The following is an 18,730-nucleotide window of genomic DNA, read 5'->3' as shown; positions in this document are numbered from 1 at the left end:
GGAACCGAGCAGGTTCCGAGGGGGCGCGCGCCGCTCGCTACGCCGTGATGTCCTTCGCCGTGAAGCGCGCCCAGGCCGCCGCGCCGAACACCGCCGCGTACAGCGCCTGGAGTTCCAGGTTGCGTATCAGGTCGTCCCAGTAGACGGGGTCGCGCATGAGGTCGGCGAAGGACAGCCAGTAGTGCGAGAAGATGTACGGCTGTATCGCGTGCAGCTGGGGGATCTGGTCGAGGATCTGCACGGTGATGAGCAGTCCGACGGTCGTCGCCATCGCCGCGATCCCGCTGTTCGTGAGGGTCGAGACGAACAGCCCCAGGGCCGCGATCCCGATCAGTGAAGCGGCCACGATCAGTGCGATCAGCAGGGCCCGGCCCAGCCCCTCGCCGAAACTGATCCGGGTGCCGGAGATCGTCGTCAGCTCGCCCAGCGGGAACAGGAGCGCGCCGACGATAAGCGCCGAGGTCGCCACGACGAGGGTGGCGACGACGCAGAAGGCCAGTGTGGTCGCGTACTTGATGACCAGCAGGCGGGTACGCCCCGCCGGTGCGACCAGCAGATAGCGCAGCGTCCCGGCGTTGGCCTCCCCCGCGATCGCGTCGCCCGCGATGACGCCGACCGCCATTGGCAGGAAGAACGGCAGCGTGGCGGCCAGCGCGGTGAAGACCAGGAACAGGCCGTTGTTGGTGATCTGCGCGATGAACGCGGGCCCTCCTCCCCCGCCTCCGCCTGCGGACGACCCGTCGCTCGTCTCGATCCTGACCGCGATGCCGACCAGCACCGGCACGGCGGCGAGCACCGCGAGCAGTGCGATCGTCCGCCAACGGCGCAGCGTGGTGCCCAGTTCGTTGCCGAGCAGGCCGAGGGTCCACAGCGGGCTCGGTGCCCGTCCGGCGGCGGGCCGCCCGGTGACCGTCTTCGCCGACGGCTCGGTGGTCTCAGCCCGCGACATCGAAACCCTCCCCCGTGAGCGCCACGAACGCGTCCTCCAGCGAGGCCCGCTCGATCCCGAAGCCACGGACGCGGACGCCCGCCGTGACCAGGGCCGCGTTCACCTCGGCGAGGTCGCCGTCCGGTGGATCGGCGCTCACCCGGTCCTCGGCGACCACGACATCGCTCAGTCCCTGTTCCTTCAGCACCCGGGCCGCGTCGCCCGGATCGGGTGTGGTCACCACGAGCCGGCTGCGCGCGCCCGCCGCGAGCTCGGCCACCGGTCCCTGGGTGATCAGCCGGCCCTGCGCCATCACCGCGGCGTGCGTGCAGACCTGCTCGATCTCGTCGAGCAGGTGCGAGGAGAGGAACACGGTCGTGCCGTCCGAGGCCAGTTCACGAACCAGGGCGCGGATCTCCCGCATCCCCTGCGGGTCGAGTCCGTTGGTCGGTTCGTCCAGCACGAGGAGCTTGCGGGGCTGCAGCAGGGCCGCCGCGAGCCCGAGCCGCTGCTTCATCCCCAGCGAGTAGGCCTTCGCCTTCTTGCCGGCGGCAGCGGTCAGTCCGACCCGGTCGAGCGCCGTCGCCACGCGCGTGCGCCGGGTGCGCGGGTCGGCGGCCGGGTCGGCGGAGTCGTACCTCAGGAGGTTGTCGCGGCCGGAGAGGAAGCCGTAGAGGGCGGGGCCCTCGATGAGCGCGCCCACGTGCGGCAGCACGGTCCCCGCGGCGCGCGGCATGGGCCGGCCCAGGACGCGGGCCGTGCCGGAGGTCGGCTCGATCAGGCCCATCAGCATTCTGATGGTGGTGGTCTTCCCCGAGCCGTTCGGTCCGAGGAAGCCGAAGACGCTGCCCGCCGGGACGGCCAGGTCGAGGCCGTCGACGGCGAGTTGTCCACCGCGGTAGCGCTTGGTCAGCGCGCGGGTGGCGATCACGGTGTCGCCCGAGCCGCCCGGGTCCGCCGTGCCGCCCTGCCCCGCCGTGTCCCCGTCCGTGGTGGACCGTTCCGCCATCGACTCCCTCACTTCGCCGTGCCTCGGGGAACCCCGCCGTTCAGGGGGCCGGCAGGGCCTACTTCGCCGCGTTGGCCGCCTTGACCAGCGCGTCCTTGGTGACCGCGCCCGCGTAGACCTTGCCGTCGTCCGTGATCAGCGCGTTGACCAGGCGGGTCGAGAAGACCGTGCCCGAGCCGAACTCGCCCTTCACCTGGTCGCCCAGGGAGTCCAGGAAGCGGCTCGCGTCGCCCCCGCCGGACCCCTCCGACGGCAGGCCCTCGCCGCCGGTGTCGAAGCGGGCGATGGAGCTCCAGCCCTCGCCTATGACGTTCAGTCCCTGGAACTCCTTGCCCAGGTCCTCGCCGCCGCTCCCGGGGCGTGCCTTGTCGCCCTTGTGCTGGTGGTTCCTGCCCGCGTCGCCCCTGCCCGCCGGGCCGTCGGACTTCGGCTCGTCGCCCTCGGTGACCTTCGCGCCCTTCGGCGGGCTGAAGTCGAAGGTGGACGCGGCCGGCCTGGAGAAGTCGACCTTGGTGAAGCCCGCGTCGATGACGGCCGCGCCGCCGCTCGCGGGGGTGAGCGTGAACTTCAGCGGCAGACCGGTCTTCGCGTCCACGGCGACGGAGATCGCGCCGACCGTCGAACCGGACTGCTTCGGCTTGATCAGCAGCTTGTAGGCGTCCCGCCCGGCGATCCGGGCCGTACCGTCGACGGTCACGGACGTCGTGTCGTCCGAGGCCTTCAGTGCCTCCTGGGCCAGCTCCTTGGGCGTCGCCGGCATCCCGTCGGACCTGCCCTTCTTCCCCTTCTCCGTGGAGTCGGAGGAAGCGGCGGAGCCGTCCTTCATGTGGTACGCCTCGTTCGACGCGCTGTCGTACGCCCACACCTCGTCGCCGTTGTGGATCACGCTGTACTCGGCGGCCTTGTCGAGGAGCGAGAGCTTCTGCTTGTCCTCGCCGTCGGACGCGACCCGCAGCGTGTGCGTACCGGACGCCAGTTCCATCAGCTTGGAGGACGGGTCCGCGGACGAGCCAGAGCCGTCGCGCCCGCTGCCCGTGGCACCGCCCAGGCTGCTCTCCAGGCCGCCGAGGTCCGGCAGGCCGAGGTCCGTGCTGATCTTCACCGTGCCGGACAGCTGCTGTACGTCCGAGGCGGCGATCTTCTCGATGAGCTGCTGTGCGCTGACCTTCGGCAGGTCGGGGTCGCCGGAGCCCGCGAACGCCGGGACCAGCCCGATGGTCGCCGCCGCCACTCCCACCACCGCGACGGGGACGACGTACCGGGCGGCCTTCTGCCTGCCGCCGCGCCTGTCGTCCGCCTCGTCCTCGGTCGTGCTGTCGTCGGATCCGTACGGTGCCATGTGTGCCCTACCTCCGTTGTCGGCGGCGGCTGACCGTCCTCGCACTCGTCCACCCTGGCCGCCATTGTCACCCGAACCGCTGTGAAGTGGTGTGTCCCATCTGACCAAATCGGTCGGCCGAATGCGTCAGACCTCGGAGCCAACTCCTTGTACACCTGGGGTATGACATGGGTGGCCGGTGCCCCCGCCGACCCGTAGGGGTCGTACGAGGAGACACCGTCCGTGCGACTCGCCGAAGAGGTCCGGTTCGGGGATGGTCCGGTCAGTTGTCCGGCCCAGTTGTCCGGCTCAGTTGTCCGGCGCGTGCCGGAAGTCGAATCCCGTCGGTCGATCACGCTGCGAACGGGAGGACACGCAGGTCAGCCCGCTCGATGCACCACCGCGTCGCACAGCTCCACCAGAGCAGCCTTCGCGTCGCACTCCGGGAGCGGCGCGAGCGTGGCGCGGGCGTCCTCCGCGTACCGCACGGTGTCGCGGCGGGCCTGGTCGAGCGCGGGGTGGACGCGCAGCCTGGCCAGCGCCTCCGCGTGCCGTGCGTCGTCCGTCAGGTCGGAGGCGAGCAGGTCGGCGAGGGCGATGTCCTCGGCGAGTCCCAGCCGCTCGACGCGCTCGCGCAGGCGCAGGACGGGCATCGTGGGAATGCCCTCGCGCAGGTCGGTGCCCGGGGTCTTGCCGGACTCGTGCGAGTCGCTCGCGATGTCCAGCACGTCGTCGGCGAGCTGGAAGGCGACGCCGAGCCGCTCCCCGTACTGGGTCAGCACGTCGACGACCGTCTCGTCGGCGCCCGACATCATCGCGCCGAACCGGCCGGCCACGGCGATCAGGGAGCCAGTCTTGCCGCCGAGCACGTCCATGTAGTGGTCGACGGGGTCACGTCCGTCGCGCGGTCCGGCCGTCTCCAGGATCTGGCCCGTGACCAGCCGCTCGAACGCCTCCGCCTGGACCCGTACGGCCTCGGGGCCCAGGTCGGCCAGGATGTGCGAGGCGCGCGCGAAGAGGAAGTCGCCGGTGAGGACCGCGACCGAGTTGTCCCAGCGGCTGTTGGCGCTGGGCACCCCGCGGCGCACGTCCGCCTCGTCCATCACGTCGTCGTGGTACAGCGTGGCGAGGTGGGTCAGCTCGACGACGACCGCCGAGGGCACGATCCCCGGTGCGTACGGATCACCGAACTGGGCCGCGAGCATCACGAGCAGCGGCCGGAACCGCTTGCCGCCCGCGCGCACGAGGTGCTGCGCGGCCTCCGTGATGAACGGGACCTCGCTCTTGGTCGCTTCGAGCAGTCCCTCCTCGACAGCCGCCAATCCGGCCTGGACATCGGCTTCGAGAGCCTGGTCCCGCACGCTCAGCCCGAACGGCCCGACGACGGTCACGAGGGTCTCCTGTCTGCTGACGCTCTCAACGGCGGTCTCTGGATGCTCTGGGGGTGCTCTGTGCTGGAAGTGTTTGTCGATGTGTCGCTGCTGCCACTCAAGTCAGCGTATCCGGTCGTCTTTCGATCACGATGAGCGCCCGCCCGTCACCCGCCACCACCCTGCCGGACACCCTCCGGCTGATCCCTTTTGCACCTTCGGCCAGGTCGGGCGATACGCCCGCGCATCCGTACACCCTTCCCGGCGAGACGTCCACCCGGACATCCGAGTTCCCCTGACAGACGGAACCAAGCTCCAAGCACACGCGGAGACGCCCACGCGTGGATGTCCGCAGATTATTCCGTATCACCTTTTTTATGGACATTCGGCATTCGCGCCAGTGAATTGAGTCACGCTTATCAGGAGTGATCGTTTTATCGGGGCCACCGATTTCCCTTTGCGGAAAGCAAGTTGAACTTCGCCTTCCGTTTCGATCAAGGGATATTCGCCCGACAAGGCAGTTCAAAGCCGTCGCCGCCTGAATTCGGGGCTTGTTCACGGCATGTGCTCTCGCATACGTTCACGTCACTCCGGACGGAACGCCTAATCCTGCCGCCGCCCGGAAATCCCCGTCACCCATTCACTCGCGTACGGCAGGAGCGGGGGACCCAGGTAAGCCGCCGGTCCGGATATCGGAACGGCTAGGGGTCAAGTCGCGCACCCACGCGGCCGGGCATCTCCCGCCCGAACCCGACAGCTCACCTCGCAGGCGCCGGAGAGGAATTCGCCATGCCCGCACGAGGCAAACACCGCCGCCCCAAAAACAGCACCCTCACCCGTGGTTTCGTCGCGGCCGGGACGGGCGGAGCCGCCCTCGCGCTCCCCCTCATGGGAGCCACGGGCGCCCAGGCCGCCCCGAACGCCGCTCCGAACGCGGTCCCGCAGGTCTCGCTGGTCACCTACAAGGTGGCCCAGGGCGACACCCTGTCCAAGATCGCCAGGGAGCACACCACGGGCGACTGGAAGAAGCTGTACAAGGCCAACCGCGCGGTCATCGGCGACGACCCGGCGGTCATCCGGCCGGGCCTCCAGCTGACCGTCGGCACGAAGAACGGGCAGAGCTCGACGACGACCGCGAAGACGGCCACCGCGTCCACGGCGTCCGCCGTCACCCCGGCCTCCGCGAAGACGTACACGGACGACCTCGACGGCTGGATCAGGGAGTCGCTGGACGTCATGGCCCAGCAGGGCATCCCGGGCACCTACGACGGCATCCACCGCAACATCATCCGCGAGTCGTCGGGCAACCCGCTGGCCATGAACAACTGGGACTCCAACGCGGTCGCCGGTACCCCGTCGAAGGGTCTTCTGCAGGTCATCGACCCGACCTTCACCGCGTACCACGTGAGCGGTACGTCGCTGGACCCGTTCGACCCGGTCGCCAACATCACGGCGGCGTGCAACTACGCCGCCGCGCGCTACGGCTCGATCGACAACGTCTTCGGCGCCTACTGACCGACGCCCGAGCGGGCTCCCGTGTCGGCCGGCAGGCCGACACGGGGGCCCGTCCGGTCGGTGGAGAACATGCGCTCCAGGACCACCGCGATGCCGTCGTCCTCGTTCGACAGGGTGATCTCGTCGGCGACGGACTTGAGTTCGGGATGCGCGTTGGCCATCGCGACCCCGCGGGCCGCCCAGTCGAACATCGGGATGTCGTTCGGCATGTCCCCGAAGGCGATGGTCTGCGCCGAGGTCAGGCCCAGCCGGCCGGCGGCGAGCGCGAGACCGGTGGCCTTCGTGATGCCGCATGGCTGGAGTTCGACGGTCCCGGGCCCGGACATCGTCACGGTGGCGAGGGAACCGACCGCTCCACGGGCGGCGGACGCCAACTCGTCGTCGGAGAGCAGCGGATGACGCAGCAGCACCTTGCTGATGGGCCGGCTCCAGAGGTCGTCGCGCCGCGGCACCCGTACCGCCGGCAGCGTCGGGTGGGGCATCTCGTAACCCGGCTCGATGAGCGTCAGGCCGTCCACGCCGTCCTGGTCGACGGCCGCGTACACCTCGCCGACCTCCGCCTCGATCTTGCCGAGGGCCACCTCGGCCAGCTCGCGTTCCAGCGTGACGGACCACACCATGCGGTCCGCGCCGGCGTCGTACAACTGCGCGCCCTGTCCGCACACCGCGAGCCCCTGGCTGCCGAGTTCGTCCAGCAGCGGCCGTACGCGCGGGGCGGGCCGCCCCGTCACCACGAGGTGCCGGGCGCCTGCCCCGACCGCCATCGCCAGCGCCGCGCGCGACCGGTCCGAGAGGGTGTCGTCGCCGCGCAGCAGCGTCCCGTCCAGGTCAGTGGCGATGAGTGAATATGCAATCGGGGGGGCCATGATCAGAGAATACGGATCGAATCCCCCAGCGACTCGACGGGAACCGGACGTCGTCCGGCACCCCGACCACCCCACGCGTCGCCACGGGCCCCGGCAGACCCCTGGCGTTCAGGCCGATCCCATGACAAATCGGCCACTCCGCCGACCCGATGCGCGCCCCTTTCCCGACCGCCCGCGTGCGCCCGCGCGCTCCCGCCGAGCGCGCTCGCGCCCCGACCTCAGCGGTGCCGTGCCGCCAGATGCCGGACCAGCCGCGGCGAGGCGAACTCCGTCCCGCACACGAACCGCATCACCGGGCCGTACGAGGCCGCCGCGGGCAGCCCCGTGAAGTACAGCCCAGGCACGGAGGAGCTGAAACCGGCGCCCAGCCTCGGTGTTCCCCGGCTCACGGCCAGCCGTGTCCGCAGCTCACTGCCGAGGAAGTCCATCGCGGCGAGGTCGACGCGGTAGCCGGTGGCGGCGACGATGTGGTCGGCGGACAGTTCCTCGACGCGGCCTGCGAGAGTCCGCACGGTGAGGGCCGGCCCCCCGGCCGACTCCCCCGAGGCACGCAGGATCCGCGCCACCTCGCTCACCCGCACTTTTCCCTCGAACCGGTCGCGCAACCACCACGCGCCGAGCGGGCCGAGGACCCTGCGGACGAGGTAGTGGCGGAGTGGCGGCGGCAGATGACGGTACGGGTGGGGGTAGTAGGTGAGGGCCCACAACGACCAGGCCCGGCCGAAGGGTGACTCGGGGCGCAGCAGGGGCTGCTGCCACGGGGGCGCGCCGAAGTCGACAGACCCCTTTCCGCGCGCCACCACGCGCACCTGTGCGCCCGTCTCGGCGGCGAGCGCCGCCGTCTCCAGGGCGGACTGGCCCGCGCCGACGACGATGAGTTCCTTACCGGCGAACCGGGTCAGGTCGTGCAGTTGCGAGCTGTGCGAGACGGGTCCGGTGGGCGTCGGTCCGTCGGGCGCGGCCTCGGCCAGCTCGCGGGGCAGGTGCGCGAGTCCGGACAGGCCGGTCGCGACGACGACCGCCCGCGCGGCGAACACCTCCCCCGAGTCCAGCTTGAGTTCGAAGCCTCCCGGGCCGTTCCCGGACCCGCCCCGGGTGACGCGCCGCCGTCCGCGCCGGTCCTGCCCCGGGTCGGCCCGGCGGTCGACCGAGACGACGCGCACCCGCTCCAGGTCCGGTACGAGCCGCTGCTGGAACCACTCCCCGTACGCGACGAACGTCTCGACCGGGATGATGTCCTCGTCCGTGACGAGACGGGGCACGCCAGCCGCGTCGCAGTAGTCGACGAGGCCGTGCCCCGGCTGCGGGGCGTCGATGTTCGAGGCGGCCGGGGTCGATTTGAGGAGCATCCCCTCGGGCATGTTGGCCCGCCAGCTCACCATCGGTTCACCGAACACCCGTACCGGAATGCCGCGCGCTCTCAGATGCGCGGCGGTGGACAGGCCGAAAGGTCCGGCACCGATCACTGCCACCGGATCCATCACGAAGTCCCCTCCCCAGAAATGCACTTCGTCATTTGGTGGTCACCCCGCGCACGCCCTGCCGCGGCGGCCGTCCCGCCACATCTGGTACAGGTGCTTCGCGCCGGGCCGCACGAAGCGCGCCAGCATCGTGAAGAACGGCCGCAGGTCGTCCGCCGCCAGCCACGCCAGCTCCGTACCGCTCGCACGGTCGGGAGCGTGGGGTGTGGTGTAGCCGCTGCGGCGGTACGCGAGCAGGGCCGGCAGGTCGATGTTCTCCACGATGTAGCGCCGGCCGGCGAGCTGTTCCCCCTCCGGAACGGCCCGGCCGGTCAGATGCAGATGCATGGCACGGACGACGTCGATCCCCGCCTCGTTCTCGAAGAGCCGGAACTGGGCGCCCATCCGCGGATTGAAGTCGAGCAGTTTGTACCGGCCGTCGCGGCGGTCGAAGCGCAGGTCGAGGTCGATGACGCCGCTGAAGCCGATCTCCTTGATGAACCGCGCGGCCAGATCCGCCAGTTCGGGGTTGTCGACGACGTACGCGTTCGCCGTCATGCCCGCGTGCGGGGGCCAGGAGCGGACCTTGACGCCGGTGAACATCGCGAGCGGTACCGAGTCCGCGTCGAAGTAGGCGTGCACGATCCAGTCCTCGGCGTCCTCCCGGGGCAGATACTCCTGAAGGATCACGCCGGGCCGCTCGCCCCAGTCGCGGGCGAGCCGTAACAGGCCCTCCTGGGTGGCGATGCGGGTCGTCCCGCGCACGGCCGGCCGCGCACGGCGCACGAACGCCTCACGGTTCTTGGCCACGAGCGGGAATCTCGCCTTCGCCGCGAAGTCCTCGATCTCCCCGTACGTTTCCGGGAAGGCGGCCTCCGGGCTGGGTACGCCGTGCTCCCTGCACAGTTCGTGCAGCCCCTGCTTGCTGGCCAGGCGCCGGGGCAGCCCGGCCCGCACCGCGGGGAACAGGAAACGTCCCGTGAGCTCGGCCTGGTGCTCGGCGATCAGGACCGCGGCCTCCTCGTCGGTCGGGATGAGGACCGCGGGGCGGCCGATCCTCCGTCCGACGCGCAGCAGCCCCTCGACGAGCCGCTCCGCCCGCTCCGTCCCCGTGGTCGGCCAGACGAACGCGTGCCGCAGATGGCGCGAGACCGCGGCAGGCGTGTACTTGTCCTCGGTGATGGCGTACATCGGCACCCCCAGCCGCCCCAGGCTGCGGATCGCGCCCACACCGCCGTGATGCAGCGGATAGGCGCCGAACTTCACGATCAGGCCGGGCACTTCCCGGTCCAGGTACAACGGCACGCTGGCAGTGCTTCTGGCCACGGGTCCCCCCACGTGTCCCACACATCCCTGGACGCGGACCCACCCCGTCCGTGCCCCCCCTGAAGGAAGCTAAGCCGGAATGAACCACTCCGACCCCACCCCTAATCGGACATTGCGAACTCTTTAGACACTGCCCCCGGGCAGCGCCTCCCCGTAACGTGTGTTCCACCCACACGGAAAGCGAGGCAGCACCCCATGCCCCCCTTCGATGTCCCCGAGGGCGATCCCTTCGGTCCGCACAATCTTCCGTACGGCGTGTTCTCCCTGAACAGCTCTCCGGACGGCTCCTCGGGCAGTTCCTCGGGCGGTCCCGCGGACGGCGCCGGTCGCCGCAGTGTGGGCGTCCGGCTCGGCAACCACGTCCTGGACGCGGGGGCCGCCGCGGTGGAACTGGGCTCCCCCTACGCCGCCCTGCTCGCCCGCCCCACGCTGAACCCGCTGCTCGCGGCCGGCCGCACGGCGTGGTCGGACGTCCGGCGGGCGCTGACCGCGTGGGTGACGGTGCCCGCCCACCGCGAGACCGTCGCGCCCCTGATGCACCCGCTCTCCGACGTGACCCTGCACCTCCCCTTCGAGGTCGCCGACTACGTCGACTTCTACGCCTCCGAGAACCACGCCCGTAACGTCGGCCAGATCTTCCGGCCCGACGCCGAGGACTCCCTCACCCCCAACTGGAAGCACCTGCCCATCGGGTACCACGGCCGGTCGGGCACGGTGGTGGTCTCCGGGACCGACGTCGTCCGCCCCTCGGGCCAGCGCAAGGCCCCGGCGGACCCGGCGCCGGTCTTCGGCCCGTCCGTCCGGCTGGACATCGAGGCGGAGGTCGGCTTCGTCGTCGGCACGCCCTCCCCGATGGGCACGCCGGTGCCGCTCGGCGACTTCCGCGACCACGTCTTCGGGCTCTGCCTCCTCAACGACTGGTCCGCACGCGACCTCCAGGCCTGGGAGTACGTCCCCCTCGGCCCCTTCCTCGGCAAGTCCTTCGCCACCTCCGTGTCGGCCTGGATCACGCCGCTCGACGCGCTGGAGGACGCCCGGGTCGCGCCCCCCGGGCGCACCCACCCCCTGCTCCCCTATCTGGACGACACCTCCGAGGACGCCGCCCAGGACCCGGGCGGCTACGACCTGCGCATCTCCGTCGCCGTCAACGGGCACGTGGTGTCCGAGCCGCCGTTCTCCACGATGTACTGGACGGCCGCCCAGCAGCTCGCCCACATGACCGTGAACGGGGCCTCGCTGCGCACGGGTGACCTGTACGGCTCGGGGACCGTGAGCGGGGCCTCCCGCGGGGAGCTGGGCTCGCTCCTGGAGCTGACCTGGAACGGCCGGGACGCCCTTGAACTCCCTTCCGGCAAGCGGACGTTCCTGGAGGACGGCGATGTCGTGACGCTGACGGCGTGGGCGCCGGGGCCGCACGGGACGCGGGTGGGCCTCGGCGAGGTGACCGGCCGCATCACGCCGGGCGCGTAACCGGGCCTCTCCCGACCGGGCCCCTGCCGACCGGGCCCTCCCGGTCAGTCCCTCCCGCCAGGGCGTCCTTCAGGGACGCCCCCTACATCCACTCCTCCGGTTCCGGCTCCGGCTCCATCTCCGGCCAGTGCAGGTCGGGGTCGCCGGAGCTCCGGCGCCGCGGCTCCGGTGCGGGCGCCGCCCCGGCGTCGCTCCCGGGGCCCTTCGGCTCCACGGTGGGCCGCTCCAGGGAAGCAAGCACCCCGACCACGCCCTCCCCGTACGTCGCCAGCTTCTTCTCGCCGATGCCGCTGATGCCGCCCAGCTCCGGGACGGAGGTGGGCCACAGCGCGGCGATCTCCCGCAGGGTCGCGTCGTGGAAGATGACGTACGCCGGGACTCCCTGTTCCTTGGCCTGGCCCGCGCGCCAGGTGCGCAGGGCCTCGAAGGCGGGCTGCAGTTCGGCGGGCATCTCGGCCGCCGCTGCCGCCGCTTTCGCCTTGCGTTCGGCCCGGCCGGAACCGGAGGAGCCCGACGAGTTCGACGAGCCGCGGGACGTCGCCGGCTTCGGCTGCTCCTTGCGCATCGGCACCTCGCGCTCGCGCCGCAGCACCGTCCCGCTCGCCTCGGTCAGGACCAGCGTCCCGTACGCGCCCTCGACCGCGAGGAGGCCCTGGGCCAGCATCTGCCGGACGACACCGCGCCAGGCGCCCTCGTCCAGCTCCTCGCCGATGCCGAACACGGACAGCTGGTCGTGGTCGAACTGGATGACCTTGGCCGTCTTGCGCCCGAGCAGGATGTCGACGATCTGGATCGCCCCGAACTTCTGCCCCCGCTCGCGCTGCAGCCGCACCACGGTGGACAGCACCTTCTGGGCCGCGACCGTGCCGTCCCAGGTCTCGGGCGGCACCAGACAGGTGTCGCAGTTCCCGCACGCCTCGGCCACGTCGTCCTGGCCGAAGTAGGCGAGCAGCTGGCCGCGCCGGCACCGGGCGGTCTCGCACAGCGCGAGCATCGCTTCGAGGTGCGAGGCCGCGCGGCGGCGGAACGCCTCGTCGCCCTCGCTCGACTGGATCATCTTGCGCTGTTGTATGACGTCGTTCAGGCCGTAGGCCATCCAGGCCGTGGACGGCAGTCCGTCACGGCCGGCGCGGCCCGTCTCCTGGTAGTAGCCCTCGACGGACTTGGGCAGGTCCAGGTGGGCGACGAACCGGACGTCCGGCTTGTCGATGCCCATGCCGAAGGCGATCGTCGCGCACACCACCAGGCCGTCCTCGCGCAGGAACCGCGACTGGTGGTCGGCGCGCGTGCCCGCGTCGAGACCCGCGTGGTACGGCACCGCCGGGATGCCGTTGCGGGCGAGGAACTCGGCCGTCCTCTCGACGGAGTTGCGCGAGAGGCAGTAGACGATGCCCGCGTCGCCCGCGTGCTCCTCCTTGAGGAAGGCCAGCAGCTGCTTCTTGGGGTCGGCCTTCGGCACGATCCGGTACTGGATGTTGGGCCGGTCGAAGCTCGCCACGAAGTGGCGGGCGTCCGGCATGCCCAGGCGCTGGGTGATCTCCGTGTGCGTCGCGTGCGTGGCCGTCGCGGTCAGCGCGATGCGCGGGACGTCCGGCCAGCGCTCGCCCAGCAGCGAGAGCGAGAGGTAGTCGGGGCGGAAGTCGTGGCCCCACTGGGACACGCAGTGCGCCTCGTCGATGGCGAAGACGGAGATGTTCCCGCGCTTGAGGAGGTCGAGCGTGGACTCCAGGCGCAGCCGCTCCGGCGCGAGGTAGATCAGGTCGAGCTCGCCCGCGAGGAACTCGGCCTCGACCGTGCGCCGCTGGTCGAAGTCCTGCGTGGAGTTCATGAACCCGGCGCGCACGCCGAGCGCGCGCAGCGCGTCCACCTGGTCCTGCATCAGCGCGATGAGCGGGGAGACCACCACTCCCGTGCCGGGTCTGACCAGGGCCGGAATCTGGTAGCAGAGCGACTTTCCGCCGCCCGTGGGCATGAGGACGACCGCGTCCCCGCCGCTCACCACATGCTCGATGACGGCTTCCTGCTCGCCTCGGAAGGCCTCGTAACCGAAGACCCGGTGGAGCGTTGCGAGCACTTCGCTCTCCGCCACCTCTGTCATCACACCCGTCCCGCCCATCGTCCCGTCCCCCGTACGTCGCGCCTCGACCACTGCGTCCACGATAGGGGTCCGCACCGACAGCATCGGAGTTATCCACAGGCTGCTACGGAGTATCTGCGCGGCGTGCCTGCCGCAGCGCGCCCGGAGAACGCCGTGAGCCCCGGTTCCAGGCGGAACCGGGGCTCACGGACCGGGAGACCTCAGCGGACGAAGACGCCCGCCTGTCCCGCCAGATCCAGGAAGTACTGCGGCGCCACACCGAGCACCAGCGTGACCGCCACGCCGACCGCGATGGCCGTCATCGTCAGGGGCGACGGCACGGCGACCGTGGGTCCCTCCGGACGCGGCTCGCTGAAGAACATCAGCACGATCACGCGGATGTAGAAGAACGCCGCGATGGCCGACGAGATCACACCGACCACGACCAGCGCGCCCGCGCCGCCCTCGGCCGCCGCCTTGAACACGGCGAACTTGCCCGCGAAGCCGGAGGTCAGCGGGATGCCCGCGAAGGCCAGCAGATAGACCGCGAACACGGCCGCCACCAGCGGTGACCTGCGTCCGAGGCCGGCCCACTTGGACAGGTGCGTGGCCTCGCCGCCCGCGTCCCGGACGAGGGTGACGACCGCGAACGCGCCGATCGTCACGAACGAGTAGGCGCCCAGGTAGAAGAGCACCGACGACACACCGTCGGGTGTCATCGCGATGACACCCGCGAGGATGAACCCCGCGTGCGCGATGGACGAGTACGCGAGGAGCCGCTTGATGTCGGTCTGGGTGATCGCGACGATCGCGCCGCCCAGCATGGTGACGACGGCGACGCCCATCATCACCGGCCGCCAGTCCCAGCGCAGGCCCGGCAGGACGACGTACAGGAGCCGCAGCAGGGCGCCGAAGGCGGCCACCTTGGTCGCGGCGGCCATGAAGCCGGTCACCGGGGTCGGCGCACCCTGGTAGACGTCCGGGGTCCACATGTGGAACGGCACCGCGCCGACCTTGAACAGCAGGCCCATGACGACCATCGCGGCGCCGATGAGCAGCAGCGCGTCGTTGCCCATGGTGTCGGCGAGGGCCGGGTTCACCGTCTCGACCGTGCCGTCGACGACCTGGGAGATCGTCGCGTACGACACGGAGCCGGCGTAGCCGTAGAGCAGGGCGATGCCGAAGAGGGTGAACGCGGAGGCGAAGGCACCCAGCAGGAAGTACTTGACCGCGGCCTCCTGCGACATGATCCGCTTGCGGCGGGCCACGGCGCACAGCAGGTACAGCGGCAGCGAGAAGACCTCCAGCGCGATGAAGAGGGTCAGCAGGTCGTTCGCCGCCGGGAAGACGAGCATGCCGCCGATGGCGAAGAGCAGCAGCGGGAACACCTCGGTGGTGGTGAATCCCGCCTTGACCGCGGACTTCTCGCTGTCGCTGCCCGGTACGGAGGCGGCCTGCGCGGCGAACGAGTCGACGCGGTTGCCGTGCGCCACGGGATCGAGGCGCCGTTCGGCGAACGTGAACACGCCCAGTACGCCGGCCAGCAGGATGACGCCCTGCAGGAAGAGCGCGGGTCCGTCGACCGCGACGGCACCCATCGCGGCGATCCCGGCCTTCGTGGTGCCGTAGCCGCCCGCCGCGAGCCCGACGACCGCGGCGAAAGCGGCGGCGAGGGCGACGACGGACACGAACACCTGGACGTAGTAGCGGGAGCGGCGCGGCACGAAGGCCTCGACCAGGATCCCGACGACCGCCGCTCCGATGACGATCAGGGTGGGCGACAACTGCCCGTACTCGATGTTCGGCGCGTCGATCTTCTGGATCGGATCGGCCGCCGTTGTCCACAGGCTGTGGACGGCTGTAGCGCTCACTTGGCGGCCTCCACCTCGGGCTTGGGGTCCTTCTTGTGTACGTCGGACATGGTCTGCTTGACCGCCGGGTTGACGATGTCGGTGAGGGGCTTCGGGTAGACGCCGAGGAAGATCAGCAGGGCGATCAGCGGGGCGACCACCACCAGCTCCCGCACCTTGAGGTCGGGCATCGCCGACACCTCGGGCTTCACCGGGCCGGTCATCGTCCGCTGGTAGAGGACGAGTGTGTAGAGCGCGGCGAGGACGATGCCGAAGGTGGCGATGATCCCGATCACCGGGTAGCGCGCGAACGTACCGATCAGGACCAGGAACTCACTCACGAACGGCGCGAGTCCCGGCAGCGACAGCGTCGCCAGGCTGCCGATCAGGAAGGTGCCCGCGAGCACCGGGGCGACTTTCTGCACCCCTCCGTAGTCGGCGATCAGACGCGAGCCGCGCCGGGTGATCAGGAAGCCGGCCACCAGCATCAGCGCGGCGGTCGAGATCCCGTGGTTGACCATGTAGAGCGTCGCGCCCGACTGTCCCTGGCTGGTCATCGCGAAGATGCCCATGATGATGAACCCGAAGTGGGAGATCGACGCGTACGCCACCAGACGCTTGATGTCCCGCTGGCCGACCGCGAGCAGCGCCCCGTAGATGATGCTGATCAGGGCGAGGACGAGGATCGCGGGCGTCGCCCACTTCGAGGCCTCCGGGAAGAGCTGGAGGCAGAAGCGGAGCATCGCGAAGGTGCCGACCTTGTCGACCACCGCGGTGATCAGCACGGCGACCGGGGCGGTGGACTCCCCCATGGCGTTGGGCAGCCAGGTGTGCAGCGGCCACAGGGGCGCCTTCACCGCGAAGGCGAAGAAGAAGCCCAGGAACAGCCAGCGCTCGGTGTTGGTCGCCATGTCCAGCGAGCCGTTGGCGCGGGCCTCGGCGATCTCCTGGAGCGAGAAGTTCCCCGCGACCACGTAGAGGCCGATCACCGCGGCGAGCATGATCAGGCCGCCGGCCAGGTTGTAGAGGAGGAACTTCACGGCGGCGTACGAACGCTGGGCCGCCGCGTGTTCGTCCGAGCCCGCGTGGGCCCGGTCCCCGAAGCCGCCGATGAGGAAGTACATCGGGATGAGCATGGCTTCGAAGAAGATGTAGAAGAGGAAGACGTCGGTGGCCTCGAAGGAGATGATCACCATCGCCTCGACGCCGAGGATCAGGGCGAAGAAGCCCTGGGTCGGCCGCCACCGGCTGCTGTGCGTCTCCAGCGGGTCGGCGTCGTGCCAGCCCGCGAGGATCACGAAGGGGATGAGCAGGGCGGTCAGCGCGATCAGCGCCACCGCGATGCCGTCCACGCCCAGCTCGTACCGGACCCCGAAGTCCTTGATCCAGGAGTGGGATTCGGTGAGCTGGTAGCGGTCGCCGTCGGGGTCGAAGCGGACCAGGACGACGACGGCGAGGGCCAGGGTGGCGAGCGAGACGAGCAGCGCCAGCCATTTGGCGGCGGTGCGGCGGGCGGCCGGCACGGCGGCCGTGGCGATCGCCCCGATCGCCGGGAGGGCCGCCGTCGCTGTCAGCAGAGGAAAGGACATCGGTATCAGACCGCCCTCATCAGCAGGGTCGCGGCGATGAGGATCGCCGCACCGCCGAACATCGAGACGGCGTACGAGCGCGCGTAGCCGTTCTGCAGCTTGCGGAGCCGTCCGGACAGACCGCCCATCGAGGCCGCCGTGCCGTTGACGACCCCGTCGACCAGGGTGTGGTCGACGTACACCAGCGAGCGCGTGAGGTGCTCGCCGCCGCGCACCAGGACGACGTGGTTGAAGTCGTCCTGGAGGAGGTCGCGCCGGGCGGCCCTGGTGAGCAGGGAGCCGCGCGGGGCGACGACCGGGACGGGACGGCGCCCGTACTGGAGCCAGGCGAGGCCGACGCCGATGACGAGCACGACCATCGTGGAGAGGGTGACGGTGGTCGCGCCGATCGGCGGGTGTCCGTGCGCGTGCTCGGTGACGGGCTCCAGCCAGTGCAGGAAGCGGTCGCCGATGCCGAAGAAGCCGCCCGCGAAGACCGACCCGAAGGCCAGCACGATCATGGGGATCGTCATGGACTTCGGCGACTCGTGCGGGTGCGGTTCGGCGTGTGCGCCCTGGTTCTCGGCGGCCGGCTCCACGTCCGACTCGGCCGGGGAAGCGGTGGGCCTGTTCCGCCAGCGCTCCTCTCCGAAGAACGTCAGCAGCATCACGCGCGTCATGTAGAACGCGGTGATGGCCGCGCCCAGCAGGGCCACGCCGCCGAGGATCCAGCCCTCGGTGCCGCCCTTGGCGAAGGCGGCCTCGATGATCTTGTCCTTGGAGAAGAAGCCGGACAGGCCCGGGAAGCCGATGATGGCGAGGTAGCCGAGTCCGAACGTCACGAAGGTGACCGGCATGTGCTTGCGCAGGCCGCCGTACTTCCTCATGTCGACCTCGTCGTTCATGCCGTGCATGACCGAACCGGCGCCGAGGAAGAGCCCGGCCTTGAAGAAGCCGTGCGTCACCAGGTGCATGATCGCGAAGACGTAACCGATCGGGCCGAGGCCCGCCGCGAGGATCATGTAGCCGATCTGCGACATGGTCGAACCGGCGAGCGCCTTCTTGATGTCGTCCTTGGCGCAACCGACGATCGCACCGAAGAGCAGCGTGACCGCTCCGACGACGGTGGTGACGAGCTGGGCGTCCGGGGCGGCGTTGAAGATCTCCCCGGAACGGACGATCAGGTACACGCCCGCGGTCACCATGGTCGCGGCGTGGATGAGGGCCGAGACCGGGGTCGGGCCCTCCATCGCGTCCCCGAGCCAGGACTGCAGCGGTACCTGGGCGGACTTGCCGCACGCGGCGAGCAGCAGCATCAGGCCGATGGCCGTGAGCTTGCCCTCACCCGTCTCACCGGTGGCCTCCAGGACCGGCCCGAAGGCGAAGGTCCCGAAGGTGGTGAACATCAGCATGATGGCGATCGACAGGCCCATGTCGCCGACGCGGTTGACCAGGAAGGCCTTCTTCGCGGCGGTCGCGGCACTGGGCTTGTGCTGCCAGAAGCCGATGAGCAGGTACGAGGCGAGGCCCACGCCCTCCCAGCCGACGTACAGCAGCAGGTAGTTGTCGGCGAGGACGAGCAGCAGCATCGCCGCGAGGAACAGGTTCAGATAGCCGAAGAAGCGGCGGCGGCGCTCGTCGTGCTCCATGTACCCGATCGAGTACACGTGGATGAGTGAGCCGACGCCGGTGATCAGCAGCACGAACGTCATCGACAGCTGGTCGAGCTGGAAGGCGATGTCCGCCTGGAAGCCCTCGACGGGGATCCAGCTGAACAGGTGCTGCCCGATGGCCCGGTGCTCCTCGTCCTTGCCCAGCATGTCGGCGAAGAGGATCGCGCCGATCACGAAGGACGCGGACGCGAGGACCGTGCCGATCCAGTGGCCGACGGCATCGAGCCGCCTGCCGCCGCACAGCAGTACGGCCGCTCCGAGCAGAGGCGCCGCGACAAGCAGCGCAATCAAGTTGTCCAC

13 protein-coding genes and 1 riboswitch are annotated in these 18,730 nt (G+C 70.4%); of the genes, 2 read left to right on the top strand and 11 right to left on the bottom strand.

Annotation, left to right across the window (positions count from 1 at the left end):
• Window positions 1-37: 37 nt before the first annotated feature.
• The 4 genes from K3769_RS25420 to K3769_RS25405 all read right to left on the bottom strand — a co-directional run bounded on the left by K3769_RS25420 (window position 38) and on the right by K3769_RS25405 (window position 4,646).
• Window positions 38-949 (bottom strand): ABC transporter permease, encoded by a 912-nt coding sequence (locus K3769_RS25420; RefSeq protein WP_267028639.1) that lies wholly within the window; start codon window positions 947-949, stop codon window positions 38-40.
• Window positions 936-1,937 carry an ABC transporter ATP-binding protein gene (locus tag K3769_RS25415; RefSeq protein WP_267028638.1) on the bottom strand — a complete coding sequence of 334 codons (1,002 nt, stop codon included), beginning with the start codon at window positions 1,935-1,937 and terminating at the stop codon, window positions 936-938. The genes K3769_RS25420 and K3769_RS25415 overlap by 14 nt, the downstream gene beginning before the upstream one ends.
• A gap of 58 nt (window positions 1,938-1,995) precedes the next feature.
• A complete protein-coding gene (locus K3769_RS25410) occupies window positions 1,996-3,276 on the bottom strand; it encodes a LolA family protein (protein ID WP_267028637.1) in 1,281 nt (426 codons plus the stop codon).
• A 359-nt stretch (window positions 3,277-3,635) separates the two neighbouring features.
• On the bottom strand, window positions 3,636-4,646 hold the full coding sequence (locus tag K3769_RS25405) for a polyprenyl synthetase family protein (RefSeq protein WP_267028636.1): 1,011 nt from the start codon (window positions 4,644-4,646) through the stop codon (window positions 3,636-3,638).
• 602 nt (window positions 4,647-5,248) lie between these two features.
• Window positions 5,249-5,410: riboswitch (cyclic di-AMP (ydaO/yuaA leader) on the top strand.
• A 4-nt stretch (window positions 5,411-5,414) separates the two neighbouring features.
• On the opposite strand from K3769_RS25405, the gene K3769_RS25400 reads away from it, so the two are divergent.
• Window positions 5,415-6,140, top strand: a complete 726-nt coding sequence (locus K3769_RS25400; protein WP_267028635.1) for a transglycosylase SLT domain-containing protein — start codon at window positions 5,415-5,417, stop codon at window positions 6,138-6,140.
• Here K3769_RS25400 and K3769_RS25395 read toward each other — a convergent pair.
• From K3769_RS25395 to K3769_RS25385, 3 genes are all read right to left on the bottom strand, one after another.
• Window positions 6,134-7,006 (bottom strand): HAD family hydrolase, encoded by an 873-nt coding sequence (locus K3769_RS25395; protein ID WP_267028634.1) that lies wholly within the window; start codon window positions 7,004-7,006, stop codon window positions 6,134-6,136. The two genes, K3769_RS25400 and K3769_RS25395, sit on opposite strands and share 7 nt — an antisense overlap.
• Before the next feature lie 218 nt (window positions 7,007-7,224).
• The gene (locus K3769_RS25390; RefSeq protein ID WP_267028633.1) at window positions 7,225-8,490 is read right to left on the bottom strand and encodes an FAD-dependent oxidoreductase; all 1,266 of its coding nucleotides are present in this window, start codon (window positions 8,488-8,490) and stop codon (window positions 7,225-7,227) included.
• A gap of 39 nt (window positions 8,491-8,529) precedes the next feature.
• Window positions 8,530-9,792, bottom strand: coding sequence for a carboxylate--amine ligase (locus tag K3769_RS25385; protein WP_267028632.1), 1,263 nt, complete (start codon window positions 9,790-9,792; stop codon window positions 8,530-8,532).
• 195 nt (window positions 9,793-9,987) lie between these two features.
• Between K3769_RS25385 and fahA the strand changes: the two genes are divergently transcribed.
• Window positions 9,988-11,262 (top strand): fumarylacetoacetase, encoded by a 1,275-nt coding sequence (gene fahA, locus K3769_RS25380; RefSeq protein ID WP_267028631.1) that lies wholly within the window; start codon window positions 9,988-9,990, stop codon window positions 11,260-11,262.
• Window positions 11,263-11,344: 82 nt separating this feature from the next.
• Here fahA and recQ read toward each other — a convergent pair whose 3' ends face one another.
• From recQ to nuoL, 4 genes are all read right to left on the bottom strand, one after another.
• Entirely contained in the window at window positions 11,345-13,378 is a 2,034-nt protein-coding gene (recQ, locus tag K3769_RS25375; RefSeq protein ID WP_267031538.1) for a DNA helicase RecQ, read from the bottom strand.
• Between the two features lie 182 nt (window positions 13,379-13,560).
• On the bottom strand, window positions 13,561-15,210 hold the full coding sequence (gene nuoN / locus K3769_RS25370; RefSeq protein ID WP_267028630.1) for an NADH-quinone oxidoreductase subunit NuoN: 1,650 nt from the start codon (window positions 15,208-15,210) through the stop codon (window positions 13,561-13,563).
• Complete coding sequence (locus K3769_RS25365; protein ID WP_267028629.1) at window positions 15,207-16,778, bottom strand: NADH-quinone oxidoreductase subunit M; 1,572 nt, start codon at window positions 16,776-16,778, stop codon at window positions 15,207-15,209. Before K3769_RS25365 ends, nuoN begins: the two co-directional genes overlap by 4 nt.
• Before the next feature lie 5 nt (window positions 16,779-16,783).
• Window positions 16,784-18,730 carry an NADH-quinone oxidoreductase subunit L gene (nuoL, locus tag K3769_RS25360; RefSeq protein WP_267028628.1) on the bottom strand — a complete coding sequence of 649 codons (1,947 nt, stop codon included), beginning with the start codon at window positions 18,728-18,730 and terminating at the stop codon, window positions 16,784-16,786.

Origin of the sequence: Streptomyces ortus (assembly GCF_026341275.1) — a bacterium.
GTDB lineage: Bacteria > Actinomycetota > Actinomycetes > Streptomycetales > Streptomycetaceae > Streptomyces > Streptomyces ortus.
This window is presented reverse-complemented; position numbering and strand designations above follow the sequence as displayed.

What these genes read in the sequence shown, in the direction of transcription:
- K3769_RS25420 (WP_267028639.1), bottom strand. Translation starts at nt 949, where the DNA reads ATGTCGCGGGCTGAGACCACCGAGCCGTCGGCGAAGACGGTCACCGGG.
- K3769_RS25415 (WP_267028638.1), bottom strand. Translation starts at nt 1,937, where the DNA reads ATGGCGGAACGGTCCACCACGGACGGGGACACGGCGGGGCAGGGCGGC.
- K3769_RS25410 (WP_267028637.1), bottom strand. Translation starts at nt 3,276, where the DNA reads ATGGCACCGTACGGATCCGACGACAGCACGACCGAGGACGAGGCGGAC.
- K3769_RS25400 (WP_267028635.1), top strand. Translation starts at nt 5,415, where the DNA reads ATGCCCGCACGAGGCAAACACCGCCGCCCCAAAAACAGCACCCTCACC.
- K3769_RS25395 (WP_267028634.1), bottom strand. Translation starts at nt 7,006, where the DNA reads ATGGCCCCCCCGATTGCATATTCACTCATCGCCACTGACCTGGACGGG.
- fahA (WP_267028631.1), top strand. Translation starts at nt 9,988, where the DNA reads ATGCCCCCCTTCGATGTCCCCGAGGGCGATCCCTTCGGTCCGCACAAT.
- recQ (WP_267031538.1), bottom strand. Translation starts at nt 13,378, where the DNA reads ATGGGCGGGACGGGTGTGATGACAGAGGTGGCGGAGAGCGAAGTGCTC.
- K3769_RS25365 (WP_267028629.1), bottom strand. Translation starts at nt 16,778, where the DNA reads ATGTCCTTTCCTCTGCTGACAGCGACGGCGGCCCTCCCGGCGATCGGG.